This is a genomic window from Nocardia sp. NPDC059228, from assembly GCF_042754245.1.
Classification (GTDB): domain Bacteria; phylum Actinomycetota; class Actinomycetes; order Mycobacteriales; family Mycobacteriaceae; genus Nocardia.
The window spans coordinates 70,066-83,812 of sequence record NZ_JBHZAL010000019.1; the positions used below are offsets into that span (position 1 = coordinate 70,066).

General features: G+C 69.2%; 15 protein-coding genes. 12 read left to right on the forward strand and 3 right to left on the reverse strand.

The genetic code is table 11. The features are described 5' to 3' along the window. Positions 1-131: 131 nt before the first annotated feature. Both ACFXKA_RS26290 and ACFXKA_RS26295 read right to left on the reverse strand, forming a co-directional pair. Positions 132-1,091 carry a phosphotriesterase gene (locus tag ACFXKA_RS26290; protein WP_379429304.1) on the reverse strand — a complete coding sequence of 320 codons (960 nt, stop codon included), beginning with the start codon at positions 1,089-1,091 and terminating at the stop codon, positions 132-134. Next, the gene (locus ACFXKA_RS26295; protein ID WP_379429305.1) at positions 1,088-2,590 is read right to left on the reverse strand and encodes a long-chain fatty acid--CoA ligase; all 1,503 of its coding nucleotides are present in this window, start codon (positions 2,588-2,590) and stop codon (positions 1,088-1,090) included. Before ACFXKA_RS26295 ends, ACFXKA_RS26290 begins: the two co-directional genes overlap by 4 nt. Before the next feature lie 230 nt (positions 2,591-2,820). Here ACFXKA_RS26295 and ACFXKA_RS26300 point away from each other — a divergent pair, with 230 nt between their 5' ends. The 12 genes from ACFXKA_RS26300 to ACFXKA_RS26355 all read left to right on the forward strand — a co-directional run bounded on the left by ACFXKA_RS26300 (position 2,821) and on the right by ACFXKA_RS26355 (position 13,477). Further along, entirely contained in the window at positions 2,821-3,462 is a 642-nt protein-coding gene (locus ACFXKA_RS26300; RefSeq protein ID WP_379429306.1) for a TetR/AcrR family transcriptional regulator, read from the forward strand. Positions 3,463-3,783: 321 nt separating this feature from the next. Beyond that, positions 3,784-4,536, forward strand: coding sequence for an SDR family oxidoreductase (locus ACFXKA_RS26305; protein ID WP_354840053.1), 753 nt, complete (start codon positions 3,784-3,786; stop codon positions 4,534-4,536). A gap of 10 nt (positions 4,537-4,546) precedes the next feature. Further along, positions 4,547-5,536 (forward strand): NADPH:quinone oxidoreductase family protein, encoded by a 990-nt coding sequence (locus ACFXKA_RS26310; RefSeq protein WP_379429307.1) that lies wholly within the window; start codon positions 4,547-4,549, stop codon positions 5,534-5,536. A 37-nt stretch (positions 5,537-5,573) separates the two neighbouring features. Next, positions 5,574-6,335 (forward strand): 3-oxoacyl-ACP reductase FabG, encoded by a 762-nt coding sequence (fabG, locus tag ACFXKA_RS26315; protein ID WP_379429308.1) that lies wholly within the window; start codon positions 5,574-5,576, stop codon positions 6,333-6,335. A gap of 34 nt (positions 6,336-6,369) precedes the next feature. Further along, the gene (locus ACFXKA_RS26320; protein ID WP_379385610.1) at positions 6,370-6,822 is read left to right on the forward strand and encodes a MaoC family dehydratase; all 453 of its coding nucleotides are present in this window, start codon (positions 6,370-6,372) and stop codon (positions 6,820-6,822) included. A gap of 18 nt (positions 6,823-6,840) precedes the next feature. Then, the gene (locus ACFXKA_RS26325; protein ID WP_354840065.1) at positions 6,841-8,028 is read left to right on the forward strand and encodes an acyl-CoA dehydrogenase family protein; all 1,188 of its coding nucleotides are present in this window, start codon (positions 6,841-6,843) and stop codon (positions 8,026-8,028) included. Continuing rightward, positions 8,025-9,143 (forward strand): acyl-CoA dehydrogenase family protein, encoded by a 1,119-nt coding sequence (locus ACFXKA_RS26330; protein ID WP_379429309.1) that lies wholly within the window; start codon positions 8,025-8,027, stop codon positions 9,141-9,143. The genes ACFXKA_RS26325 and ACFXKA_RS26330 overlap by 4 nt, the downstream gene beginning before the upstream one ends. A gap of 50 nt (positions 9,144-9,193) precedes the next feature. Further along, positions 9,194-10,423 carry an acyl-CoA dehydrogenase family protein gene (locus tag ACFXKA_RS26335; protein WP_354840070.1) on the forward strand — a complete coding sequence of 410 codons (1,230 nt, stop codon included), beginning with the start codon at positions 9,194-9,196 and terminating at the stop codon, positions 10,421-10,423. Between the two features lie 43 nt (positions 10,424-10,466). Next, on the forward strand, positions 10,467-10,790 hold the full coding sequence (locus ACFXKA_RS26340) for a putative quinol monooxygenase (RefSeq protein ID WP_354840073.1): 324 nt from the start codon (positions 10,467-10,469) through the stop codon (positions 10,788-10,790). A 10-nt stretch (positions 10,791-10,800) separates the two neighbouring features. Next, entirely contained in the window at positions 10,801-11,802 is a 1,002-nt protein-coding gene (locus ACFXKA_RS26345; RefSeq protein ID WP_354840076.1) for an NADP-dependent oxidoreductase, read from the forward strand. Positions 11,803-11,817: 15 nt separating this feature from the next. Beyond that, a complete protein-coding gene (locus tag ACFXKA_RS26350) occupies positions 11,818-12,417 on the forward strand; it encodes a TetR family transcriptional regulator (RefSeq protein ID WP_379429310.1) in 600 nt (199 codons plus the stop codon). Positions 12,418-12,592: 175 nt separating this feature from the next. Next, positions 12,593-13,477: a hypothetical protein gene (locus ACFXKA_RS26355; RefSeq protein WP_379429311.1), complete on the forward strand. Its 885-nt coding sequence runs from the start codon at positions 12,593-12,595 to the stop codon at positions 13,475-13,477. 29 nt (positions 13,478-13,506) lie between these two features. On the opposite strand, the gene ACFXKA_RS26360 is transcribed toward ACFXKA_RS26355, so the two are convergent. Then, a complete protein-coding gene (locus ACFXKA_RS26360) occupies positions 13,507-13,716 on the reverse strand; it encodes a hypothetical protein (RefSeq protein ID WP_354840084.1) in 210 nt (69 codons plus the stop codon). Positions 13,717-13,747 lie beyond the last annotated feature (31 nt).

A 13,747-nucleotide genomic window follows, 5' to 3' on the forward strand; every position in this document is an offset into this window, starting at 1 on the left:
CGGGCCGCACAGTCCCACATTAGGGGGCGGCGCCCCTGTACCCCCGCGGTTAAACACGCAACCGAAATACCCCCCACCCCACGGGGTTGTTGGGGGCGCCGCCGCGGGGATCCCCGCGGCGGCGCACACTGTCATTTCTCGAAGTAGCGGCGCGGGTTCCGTCCCAGGATGGTGTCGATGTCGTCCTCGGTGAGGCCCTTGGCGAGGAGGGCTGGGAGGACATCCTCGCTGATGTGGCGGTAGTTCCACTTCGGCGCGATCTGGGCCTTGGCGGCCGGATCGAACCAGTCCATGAAACAGGCGGCGTCGTGGGCGATGACGATCTTGTCGCGGTAGCCGCGGCGGACGAGTTCCACGATGGTGTTCACGCGGTCCTCGAACGGCAGCAGGACGTCGATGCCGAAGCGGTCCATGCCGAGATAGGAACCCGCATCGGCCAATTCGGTGAGGTAGTCCAGATCGGTGGAATCACCGGAGTGGCCGATCACCACGCGGGTCAGGTCCACGCCCTCCTCGCGCAGCACCCGCTGGGCCACCAGCCCGGACCGGGTGTGCGGGTTGGTGTGCACGGTGATCGGCGCACCCGTCCGCACCGCCGCCTGACCGACCGCCCGCATCACCCGTTCCACACCCGGCGTCAGCCCGGGTTCCTCGATGGCGCACTTGAGGAATCCCGCGCGCACCCCGGTCCCGGCGATGCCCTCGGTGAGGTCCTTGACGAACAACTCCACCATGGGCTCGGGCATGTCCATCATCAAACCCGGTCCGTTGTAATGGAATTGGAACGGCAGGTCGTTGTAGGTGTAGATGCCGGTGGCGACGACGATATTCAGCTCGGTGCGGGCCGCGATCTGCTGGATGCGGGGGATGTAGCGGCCCAGCCCCAGCACGGTCGGGTCCAGGATGGTGTCGATGCCCAGCGATTTCAGCTCGTCGAGCTGCTTCACGGCGTCGTCGACTCGGGCCTGCTCATCCCAGTCGCCGTAGTTCTGCCGGTACTCCTCGCCGAGCACGAAGACGTGCTCGTGCACCAGCACCCGGCCCAGCTCGCTGGAATCGACGGTGCCGGTGACGGTGGGGACGATGCTCATCGGGATGCCTTGTCTGTGAACAGGGTCGGGTCGATGGCGCGCTTGAGGATCTTGCCCGTCGCGCCCTTGGGCAGCTGGTCGGTGAAGGCGAAGCGGTGCGGCACCTTGTAGGCGGACAGCCGCTCCTTGGCCCAGGCGCGCAGCTCCCCGGCATCGAGTTCGACGCCGGGCGCGGTGGCCACCACCGCGCGCACCTCCTCGCCGTAGTGGTCGTCGGGCAGGCCGATCACCGCCACCTCGACAATGCCGGGGTGCTCGTAGAGCACCTCCTCGACCTCGCGCGGATACACGTTGTAGCCGCCGCGAATGATGAGATCCTTTGCGCGGTCGACGATGTAGACGTAGCCGTCGGCGTCGACGCGGCCCAGATCACCGGTGCGCAGCCAGCCGCCGGACAGATCGGCCGCCGTCGCGTCGGGCCGCTGCCAGTACCCCTTCATCACGCTGGGCCCGCGCATGAACAGCTCACCGACCGTATCGGCGGGCAGCGCCGTGCCCTCCGGGTCGCGCACCTCGATCGACGTGCCGGGCAGCGCGGTACCCACCGACCCGGCCCGCTGCTCGCGATCCAGGGGGTTGTAGGTCGCGGCTCCGCTGGACTCGGTGAGCCCGTAGCCCTCGAGAATGGTGCAGCCGAAACGTTCCGTGAAGGACCGGATCACCTCCGCGGGCAGCGACGCGCCACCCGAGCAGGCCAGCCGCAGGCTCGCGAAATCCTCCGGACCGTAGTCGCCGGCGCTGTGCAGCATGGCATTCCACATGGTCGGCACGCCCGCCACCACGGTGAGCCGGTGATCGCGGATCGTCTCGATCATCGCCCCCGGGACGAACGGCGACACCATGGAGAACGAACTGCCCGCGTGCAGGGTGGTGATCAGGCACACCGCCTGCCCGTACACGTGGAACAGCGGCAGCCCGGTGCCGAAGCGCTCCTCCGGCGTGAGCCGCAGCTGATCGATGAAAATGCGTGCGGTCTCGATCAGATTGGCGACGGTGAGCTCCACGCCCTTCGGTTTGCCCGTGGTCCCCGAGGTGTAGAGCAGGATGGCGGTGTCGTCCGGTTCGCGCCGGACCGGTTCGGCGGCGGGCTGGGCGGGGGAGGCGTGCGCACCGGGTTCGAGCACCTGCACCGGGATGCCGCGCTCGGCGGCGGCCTGCTCGGCCGCGGTGCGCGCCAGATGCCAGGCGATGGCGTACCGGGCGCCGGAATCGTCGAGCACGTAGCCGATTTCGGGTGCGGTCGCCATGGTGTTCACCGGGATGGCGACGGCTCCGATCAGATGCGCGCCCAGGTAGGCGATCACGAACTCCGGCACGGTCGGCGCCACCAGCAACACGCGATCTCCCACCGCGACACCGGATTCGGTGAGCAGACCGCCGAAGGCCGCACTGCGGCGGGCCAGCTCGGCGTAGGAGAGGGTGTCGTCCAGGTGGCGCAGCGCGATGGCGTCGGGGCGTTCGGACGCGTGCTGCCAGATACGGTCGGCGACATTTGTCATGGAACATCCAGTTATGTAGAGGTCGAATGAGACGGGGTCGGAGTGAGCGGCGTCACGACCCTGTGCGCGACCATATCTGAATCCGGTGTCAACTTCAATGACGGTCGGCCGTCGTTCCGGCCGCGCGAGCGAGCGGGTGAAAGACGTCGGCGTGGGACGATATGTGCTGGTATACGCGGTGATACGGTGGCAATCGGCAGCCGTCCCTGCGACCGAGTGAGTGATCCGCCGTGACGTCCGAACCCATCGACCGCGAGGCCGCGCCGCGCCGGGTACCCCCGCGCACCAAGCGCGGCGAGCGCACCCGTGCCGCCCTCATCGCGGGGGCGCGCGAGGTGTTCGAACGCGACGGCTACCTCGACGCCAGGATCGCCGACATCTCCAAGGCCGCGGGCGCCGCCGCCGGCTCGTTCTACACCTACTTCGACAGCAAGGAAGAGATCTTCACCGCCGTTGTCGAGGAGGTGCAGGAGGAAATGCTGCACCCGCACGTGCGGGCCCGCACCGGCGTCACCGACCCGCGCGAACTCGTCGAGGCCGCCAACCGGGAATACCTGCTGGCCTACAAGCGCAATGCGCGCCTGATGGGGGTGTTCGAAGAGGTCACCCAGATCAACGAGAACTTCCGCGCGCTGCGCCTGGAACGCAACCGTGCCTTCATCCAGCGCAATGCCAGGATGATCCGCGAACTGCAGGAATCCGGGCGGGCCAGTGCGGATCTCGATCCGCTGATCACCGCTCAGGCGCTGTCGGTGATGGTCAGCCGCATGGCCTACATGGTCTTCGTCCAGCACCAGCGCATCGGCTTCGAGAAGCTGGTCGGCACCCTGACTCAGCTGTGGGTCAATGCCCTGCAGATGAAGTCCGAATAGCTCGCGACCCGCCTGATAGCTCGCGACCCGTCCGATAGCTCGCGACCCCGCGTGCGCGGATGCGGCGGTAGCTGCCGCGAGGGTCCGGAAATATGAATCCGGGTTCGAGTTCGCGTCGTTTTCTCCTGTATGACCTCGGCTTTCGAGTGCACTGTGTGACGTATCACAGGAGTTCGATCCCCTCGGTGGTATTGACCGCGACGGGAGTTTGGCGCATCGTGGCGGAAGAAAATAAGCGCTTAGTAAGTTCCCTGCTCGGGGTCGGCCCCGGGTCGCGGCGCGAGACCGCCGTGGCCACGGGCGACCTGAAAGGACCTGTCCGTGAACAGATTCGAAGGCAAGACCGCCATCGTCACCGGCGCCAGCCGGGGTATCGGCCTCGGTATCGCGCAGCGCCTGGTGGACGAGGGCGCCAAGGTCGTGATCACCGCCCGCAAGCAGGAGGCGCTCGACGAGGCCGTCGCGGCCCTGGGCGGGCCGTCGAAGGCGCTGGCCGTGGCGGGGCGCGCCGACGATGCCGCGCATCAGGCCGAGGCCCTCGAGCGGGCCGTCGAGACCTTCGGCAGTGCCGACCTGCTGGTGAACAACACCGGGATCAATCCGGTGTTCGGGCCGATGGTGGAACTCGACCTCGACGCGGCCCGGAAGATCGTGGAGGTCAACTGTCTTGCCGCGCTGTCGTGGGTGCAGCACGCCTACCGGGCGTGGATGAAGGATCATGGCGGCGCGGTCGTGAACGTTTCCTCGGTCGCCGGGCTCAAGCCCGCGCCCGGCATCGGTTTCTACGGTTCCAGCAAGGCGATGCTGACCCACATCACCCAGGAGCTCGCGGTCGAACTCGGCCCGGACATCCGTGTCAACGCCGTCGCGCCGGCGGTGGTGAAGACGAAGTTCGCCACCGCGCTCTACGAGGGCCGCGAGGAGCAGATCGCCGCCGCCTACCCGCTCAAGCGGCTGGGCGTGCCCGAGGACATCGGCAGCGTGGTCGCCTTCCTGCTCTCCGCGGACGCGGCCTGGCTCACCGGCCAGCTGCTCGTGGTGGACGGCGGCCTCACGCTGACCGGGGGCGTCTAGAGTGGCGGACATGCGGGCCTGGCGGGTCCACGAACTGGGCGAGCCTGCGCAGGTGATGCGGCTCGACACCGTGGAGCGCCCCGAACCCGGCCCACGTCAGGTGGTCGTGCGGGTCACCGGCGCGGCGGCGAACTTTCCCGACGTGCTCATGTGCCGCGGCCTGTACCAGGTGAAGCCGCCGCTGCCGTTCACGCCCGGCGTCGAGCTGTGTGGGGAGGTCGTGGCCACGGGTGCCGAGGTCACCGGGATCGCGGTCGGTGACCGTGTGCTCGGCGGCAGCTCGCTGCCGTACGGCGGTTTCGCCGAGTACGCGCTCCTGGAGGCGTCTCAGATCTTCACCGCGCCAACCGCTTTGGACGATGCGGAGGCCGCCTCCCTGTTCATCGGTTACCAGACGGGATGGTTCGGACTGCATCGTCGTGCCGCGCTGCAGGCGGGGGAGACCCTGCTGGTGCACGCGGCCGCGGGCGGGGTCGGCAGTGCCGCCGTCCAGCTCGGCAAGGCGGCCGGGGCCCGCGTCATCGGCGTGGTGGGCGGGCCCGAGAAGGCCGAGTACGCCCGCGCGCTCGGCGCCGACATCGTGATCGACCGCAGGAGTGAGGATTTCGTCGAGGTCGTCAAGCAGGTCACGGGCAATCGCGGCGCCGACGTCGTCTACGACCCGGTCGGCGGCGACACCTACACCCGCTCGACCAAGTGCATCGCCTTCGAGGGCCGCATCCTGGTCGTCGGCTTCGCGGGCGGCGACATCCAGAGCGCCGCACTGAATCACGCACTGGTCAAGAACTATTCGATCGTCGGCCTGCACTGGGGGCTCTACAACGCCTACGACCCGGCCGCGGTCGCCGACTGCCACCGCGAGCTGACCCGGCTGGCCACCGCGGGCGCGATCCGCCCCCTGGTCAGCGAACGACTCGCCCTGGCGGACATCGCCGATGGCGTCCAGCGCCTCGCCGACGGCAAGACCGTCGGGCGCGTGGTCTGCACGCCCTCGGCCTGATCGACACCGACCTGATCGCACCACAGAGGAGAACATCGTGAACACGCAGACACCGCGGGTAGCGGTCGTGACCGGCGCGGCCCGGGGCATCGGCGCCGCGATCGCACGGCGACTGGCGGACGACGGAATGGCCGTCGCCGTCCTGGATCTCGACGAGGAGGCCTGCAAGCCGGTCGTCGCGGAGATCGAGGCGGCCGGCGGCCGCGCCCTCGCCGTCGGCGCGGACGTGTCCGACGAGCAGGCCGTGGCCGCGGCCGTGGACCGGGTGGCCGCCGAATTGGGCGCGCCCACCGTGCTGGTCAACAATGCGGGCATCCTGCGCGACAACCTGCTGTTCAAGATGAGCGTCGCCGATTGGGACGCGGTCATGGGCGTGCACCTGCGCGGCGCGTTCCTGTGCACGCGGGCGGTCCAGCGCCACATGATCGAGCAGGGCTTCGGCCGCATCGTCAGCCTGTCCAGCACCTCGGCGCTGGGCAATCGCGGCCAGGCCAACTACTCGGCCGCCAAGGCCGGACTGCAGGGCTTCACCAAGACCCTCGCCTTCGAGCTCGGCAAGTTCGGCGTCACCGCCAATGCCGTCGCGCCGGGCTTCATCGAGACCGAGATGACCCAGGCCACCGCCGAGCGCATGGGCGTCTCGTTCGACGACTTCCGGCAGGCGCTCATCTCCACCATTCCGGTGGCCCGCTCCGGCAAGCCCGAGGACATCGCGCACACGGTGTCGTTCCTGGCGAGCGAGGGCGCGGGATTCGTGTCGGGACAGGTCATCTACGTGGCCGGCGGGCCGAAGAACTAGTCGCGCAACGGAATCGAACGGAAGGACGCGAACAATGCGGGTATTCCAGGGGCTGCCCGAACTGGAGAAGGCAGTCGGCACCCATCTCGGCTACAGCGACTGGCACACCGTGACCCAGGAGCAGATCGACCGGTTCGCCGACGCGACCGGCGATCACCAGTGGATCCACATCGATCCGGAACGGGCCGCCGCCGGCCCGTTCGGGACGACCATCGCGCACGGCTTCCTCACCCTGTCGCTGCTGCCCATGCTCACCGCGAGCGTGTACACCGTCGAGGGGCTGTCGATGGGAGTCAACTACGGGGCCAACAAGGTTCGCTTCCCGTCCCCGGTCCCGGTGGGCTCGCGACTGCGCGCCGGGGTGGAACTGGTGTCGCTGACCCCGGCGAGCATGGGGTTCCAGGCGGTCAGCCGGGTCACCGTGGAGATCGACGGCGCGGCCAAACCGGCCTGTGTCGCCGAAGCCGTCTCCCTGCTGGTGCCCTGAGACGAAGGAGCAGGACCGATGAGCGATACGGTTCGCGACGATCTGCGCCGGCGGGTGGAATCCCTGCTGGCCGAGCATGATCCGGCCACCACCGACCCGGTGACCTTCCACCGCGCCCGCTTCGACGCCGGACTGGCCTGGGTGTACTTCCCCGTCGGGCTGGGCGGCCGCGGTGCCGACCGCGACCTCCAGCTGTTCGTCGACGAGCTGTTCGAACAGGCGGGAGCTCCGGGTCATCAGGCCGAACTCAACGGCATCGGCCTCGGGATGGCGGCGCCCACCATCGCCATCCACGGCACCCCGGAGCAGCGGCAGCGCTACCTGCGTCCGCTGTGGACCGGCGAGGAGATCTGGTGCCAGCTGTTCAGTGAGCCGGGCGCCGGATCGGATCTGGCGGCGGTCGGCACCCGGGCCGTCCGAGACGGTGAGGACTGGATCGTCAACGGGCAGAAGGTGTGGACGTCGGTGGCCCACAAGGCCGATCTGGCGATCCTGCTCGCGCGCACCGACCCGGACCGCCCCAAGCACGCGGGCCTGTCCTTCTTCATCTGCGATATGCGCCATCCGGGCGTCGAGGTGCGGCCGCTGCGCCAGATCACCGGCGAGGCCGAGTTCAACGAGGTCTTCCTCACCGACGTCCGCATCCCCGACGCTCAGCGCCTCGGCGGGGTGGGGGAGGGCTGGCGCGTCGCCACCACCACCCTCAACAACGAGCGGGCGGCCATCGGCGGGCGCGCGGTGCCGCGGGAGAGCGGTGTGCTCGCCGCGGTCACCCGCACCTGGCGGGACAATCCGGACAGGCACACGCCGGAACTGCACGACCGGCTGCTGCGGCTGTGGGTCGAGGCCGAAGCCGGGCGGCTGGCCGCCGCCCGCATGCGGCAGCGGACCTCCGCCGGTCAGCCGGGGCCCGAAAGTTCCGCGCTCAAACTGGCTTTCGCGCGGTCCAACCAGCAGCTGACCGGTCTCGAACTGGAGATCCTCGGCGAGGACGGCCTGCGCTACGACGACTGGACCATGGTGCGGCCCGATCGCGTCGACTTCGCCGGCCGCGGGCCCGGCTACCGCTACCTGCGCGCCAAGGGCAATTCGATCGAGGGCGGCACGTCCGAGATCCTGCGCAATATCGTCGCCGAACGGGTCCTCGGCCTGCCCGGCGAGGCGCGCGGAGACAAGGACATCGCCTGGAAGGACCTGGCCCGATGAGCGACGACATCCTGCTGCTCGATACCGACACCGAGGCGGCGCTGCGCCACGCGGTGCGCGATCTGCTTGCGGCCCACTGTGATCCGGCGGCGGTCGCGCGGGCCTATGCGGGCGATCGGGCGCTGACGCCGGGATTGTGGAAGGCGCTGGCGCGGGACCTGGGGCTGGCCGGACTGCTCGTCCCCGAGGAGCGTGGCGGCGCGGGCGGCTCCGCTCGCGACGCGGCGGTGGTGCTGGAGGAACTGGGGCGGTCCGTCGCGCCCGTACCGTTTCTCACCAGCAGTGTCATCGCGGCCACCGTGCTGCTCGCCGGTGAATCCGACCTGGTCGCGCAGCTCGCCGACGGTGCGGTGACGGTCGCGCTGCTCGCGCCCTTCACCGCCGCCTCGCCGGACGCGGTCCCGTCCTTCCGCAAGGATGCCGACGGCCGCCTGTCCGGCAGCGTGACCAGCGTCGCGGGCGTCCTGGACGCCGATGTACTGCTGGCCGCGGTCGAAACCACCTCCGGCACCGAGATTCATGCCGTGCCGGTGGCTGCGGCCACGGTGACGCCGGTGGTCTCGCTCGATATGACCCGGCCGCTGGCCGACGTGGTGGTCGACGCCGCGCCCGGGCAGCTCGTGGTCCCGGCCGAGGCGGGAGCGGCCGCGCTGCGGACGGCGCTGGAGACCGGCGCGGCGCTGCTGGCCTCGGAGCAGGCGGGTATCGCGGCGTGGTGCCTCGAGGCGACCGTCGGCTATCTGAAGATGCGCCGCCAATTCGGCCGCGTGGTGGGCGGATTCCAGGCGCTCAAACACCGTCTCGCCGACCTGTTCGTGGAGGTCGAGGCGGCGGCCGCCAGTGCCCGCTACGCGGCGGGCGCGATCGCGGCGGGCGATCCCGACGCTTCGGTGGGCACCGCGGTCGCCGCGGCCTACTGCGCGGACGTCGCGGTGACATCCGCCGAAGAAGCGCTGCAATTGCACGGCGGCATCGGCATGACGTGGGAGTATCCGGTGCATCTGTATCTCAAGCGCGCCAAGGCCGATCAGCTCGGGCTCGGCAGTCCCGGCCGGCACCGCGCGGTGCTGGCCGAACTGGCCGACCTCGGCTCGGCCGCCGGAAAACGAAGTTGAATCCGGGTTCAAGTATAGTTTCGCCTGCGCGGCACAGACTATTTCGAGGAGTGAGCATGTTCGACATGACCGATCGGGCCCAGCGCTACCGGGACGATCTACTCGCCTTCATGGACGAGCACGTCTACCCGGCCGAGGCGGTGTACGAGGAGCAGATGGCGGAGTCCGGGGATCCGCACTTCCAGCCGCCGATCGTCGAGGAGCTCAAGACCGAGGCCAAGAAGCGGGGGCTGTGGAATCTCTTCCACCCGCATCCGGAATGGGGCCCGGGCCTGACCAACCTGGAGTACGCGCCGCTGGCCGAAATCATGGGCCGCAGTGCGCATCTCGCGCCGGAGGCCACCAACTGTGCCGCCCCCGACACCGGGAACATGGAGGTGCTCACCCTCTTCGGCACACCCGAGCACAAGGAGCAGTGGCTGCGCCCGCTGCTGGACGGTGAGATCCGGTCCGCGTTCGCCATGACCGAGCCCGCGGTCGCGAGCTCCGACGCCACCAATATCCAGCTGCGCATGGATCGCGACGGCGACGACTACGTGCTCAACGGCCGGAAGTGGTGGACCTCCAACGCCTTGCACAAGAACTGCAAGGTCCTCATCGTCATGGGCAAGACCGATACCAGCGCGGCCACGCACCGCCAGCAGTCGATGATGGTGGTCCCGATCGATGCCCCCGGCGTGACCGTGCAGCGCGGCCTGCCGGTCTTCGGCTACCAGGACCGCGAGGGGCACGCCGAGGTGCAGTTCGAGAACGTGCGGGTGCCCAGGACCGCGCTGCTCGCCGGTGAGGGCGACGGATTCATGATCAGCCAGGCCCGCCTGGGCCCGGGCCGTATCCACCACTGCATGCGCGCCATCGGCATGGCCGAGCGGGCCCTCGATCTGATGATCGACCGTGCGCAGTCGCGCGTGACCTTCGGTGAGCCGGTGGCGAATCGGGCCAATATCCAGGACTGGATCGCCGAGTCCCGCATCGAGATCGATATGGCCCGCCTGCTGACGCTCAAGGCCGCGCACCTGATGGACACTGTCGGCAACAAGGCCGCGCGCACCGAGATCGCGGCGATCAAGGTGGCGGCGCCCAATGTGGCGCTGAAGGTCGTGGACCGCGCCATCCAGGTGCACGGCGGCGGCGGCGTCTCCGACGACTTCCCGCTCGCCAGCATGTACGCCCACCTGCGCACTCTGCGCCTGGCCGATGGACCGGACGAGGTGCACAAGCGTTCCATCGCGCAGTGGGAACTGCGCCGCCGCGACCCCGAGTGGGGCAAACGCGGCTGACCGCAACGAGTTTCGACACCATCCATTCTCCGAGGAGGTTCCCATGGCCGATCCCTGCGTCGTCGTCGCGACCATGATCGCCAAGCCCGGCCAGGAAGACCTGGTCGAGAAGACCCTGCGCGCGGCCGCTCCGGCCGTGCACGCCGAGCCCGGCTGCCTGCGCTACGCGCTGCACCGGCATGCCAAGAACCCCGGGCAGTTCGTCATGATCGAGAAGTGGGCATCCCGGGACGCGCTGCGCGAACACGGCCAGGGCGCGGCTCTGCGCGAAGTCGGCGCGGCCCTGGCCAACGCCCTCGCGGCACCGCCGGACGTGCAGGTCTTCGAACCGCTGCCCGCCGGCGATCCCGACCAGGGCGCGATCTGAGGAGACCCCCATGACGAAGACACAGCAGGTACGGCTGGCCCAGCGTCCCACCGGACTGCCCGGCGTCGGCACCTGGAAGGTGACCACCGAGGAACTGCCCCCGCTCGGCGCGGGGCAGATCCTGGTCAAGATCGACTTCATCTCGCTCGATCCGGCCATGCGCGGCTGGCTCAACGACGTGCGCTCCTACCTGCCGCCGGTCGGGCTCGACGAAGTGATGCGGTCGCTGGACATCGCGACCGTCGTCGAATCCACCCACCCCGATTTCGCCGTCGGCGACACCGTGAGCGGCACCTTCGGGGTGACCGAGTACGCGATCAGCGACGGCCGCGGCGTGCAGCACGTCGACCTGGGCGTCGCGCCCGGGCCGACCTGGCTGGGTGCGCTCGGAATGCCCGGCATGACAGCGTATTTCGGGCTCCTGGAGGTCGGGAAGCTGCAAGCCGGTGAGACCGTGGTGGTCTCGGCGGCGGCGGGCGCGGTCGGGAGCGTGGTCGGCCAGATCGCGAAGGCCAAGGGCGCCACCGTCATCGGGATAGCCGGCGGAGCGGAGAAGTGCCGGCTGCTCACCGAGGAATTCGGTTTCGACGCCGCGATCGACTACCGCGGTGAGGACGTGCTGCAGCGGCTGCGGGAGCTCGCGCCGAAGGGCATCGACATCTACTTCGACAATGTCGGCGGTGAGATTCTCGATGCGGCGCTGGCCAATCTGCGTCGCGGGGCCCGCATCGTGCTGTGCGGGGCGATCGCGGCCTACAACGACGACCAGCTGCGGCCCGGGCCGTCGCGCTACATGTCGCTGCTGGTGTTCCGGGCGTCCATGACCGGCTTCGTGGTCTTCGACTACGCCGACCGCTACGGCGAGGCGGTGGCGGACATCGCGAAGTGGCTGACCGAGGGCAGGATCAAGAGCCGGGAGCATGTCGTGCAGGGTGGGGTGGAGCATTTCGGTGAGACGCTGAACCTGCTGTTCACCGGCGGCAACACCGGAAAACTGGTGCTCGCGCTCTGATGTAAGACTGTCCAGGTGACCGAATCAGAGGATCGCTCGCGCGCGGACGAGACGCGGGCCCGACTACTGGACGCCGCGGTCGCCGCTTTCGCCGAGCGCGGCTTCCACGGCGCCACCACGCGCGACATCACCTCGATCGCGGGACTGAGCACGGCGGCCATCTACGTCCACCATCGCTCCAAGGAAGAGCTGCTCTACCAGGTATCGCACACCGGGCACCTGGACACGCTCGAGCGGATGCGGGAGGCGGTGGCCGCCTCGGACGACCCGGTCGAGCAGTTGGTCGCGGTCATGCGGCAATTCGCGATTCACCACGCCCGAGCGCACACCGTCGCCCGGGTCATCAACTACGAACTCGCCGCGTTGAGCCCCGAGCATCAGCGCGAGATCAAAGAGATCCGCCACGTCATCGACACCGAGATGCGGCAGTTGATCGAGCGCGGGGTCGACGCGGGCGTGTTCGACAACCCGGATCCGCGCATGGCGGCGGTGGCGCTGCTCTCGCTGGGCATCGACCTGGCGCGCTGGTACCGGGAGGGCGGGCCGCTGTCGCCCGAGGAGATAGGCGACTACTACGTGGATCTCGCACTGCGGATCGTCGGCGCACGCAAATAGCCTGCGCCACATGGTATTTTCTGCTCTTCACCCGTTCCGCTCCACCCTTGAAGCCGACATCGGATTCGGGTAAGCATGTGATGACGCACGTCACATCCGGTCGTCGCGCTGCGAGTGCCGCACGGCGACAGCCGGGTTCGGCGTCTTCCACGCAATGAGACATGGGAGCGATCTCGTGAGCACGCTTTCCCCCGCCACCGCCCGACTGACCTACCGCGCCCTGGAGCCGGTGCACGGCATGATCTACTTCAGCCCGCACGGGCCGCAGGTGTATCGGGAGCTGGGTATCACCGATCCGCGCATGATGTATTTCGCGTCCCGCTCGGCCGCCTTCGGGCCGGTGCCGGCCGAGGTCACCATCGCGACCTTCTTCAATTTCAATCCCGCGGCGGTCCGCGCGGTCCTGCCCGCCGCATGGAACCTCGCCGCTCCCAGCGACATTCTCCATGCCCGGCTGGCAGCCGCCGACCGCTCACTGCGGCAGGCCTGGGGCGCGGACGTCGACGGGCCGGAAGTACGCGAGGCCGCCACCCTGGCGCGGCAGGCGGCCGAACGCGCCTGCGAACGCGCACACGGACGCCCCCTGTTCGCGGCACACGCCGCCCTCCCGTGGCCGGCCGAACCACATCTCGTGCTCTGGCACGCGCAGACCCTGCTGCGAGAATTCCGCGGCGACGGCCACGTCGCCCTCCTCCTGACCGAGGGCCTCAGCGGCCTCGAAGCCCTGATCACCCACGCCGCCACCGGCGAGATCCCGCCGGAAGTCCTGCGTATCAGCCGATCCTGGACCGAACAGGACTGGGCCCAGGGGGTGGCCGCACTGCGCGACCGCAACTGGCTCACCGACCGCGACCTCACCCTGAGCACCCACGGCGCCGCGCGCCGCGCAGCGATCGAGACCCGCACCGACGAACTATCGACCCACCCCTACGAGGCGATAGGACCGGACGGCTGCGACCGCCTGCGGAAATTGGCTTCGACCTTGACAATTCGCATCATGGACGCCGACCTCGCCTTCCCGCCCATGCTGTCACAACGCTACCGCGACACGGTTCGGTAAGGCCGGCGGTCCGGGAATCCGAAGGCCGGTCAGAGCGCCTTCAGCAGTTCTGCGGCCAGCGGGACCGAGGAGGCGGGGTTCTGGCCGGTGTAGAGGTTGCGGTCCACCTCGATGTGCGGGGCGAAGGGCTCGGCTGCGCGGTGGTCGACGCCCAAGGCGATGAGGCGGTCCTGGAGGAGCCATGTGGCCTTGTCGGCGAATCCGGCCTGTGCCTCTTCGGCATTGGTGAACGCCGCCACCCGGTATCCGGCGAACGGTGACCCGCCGTCG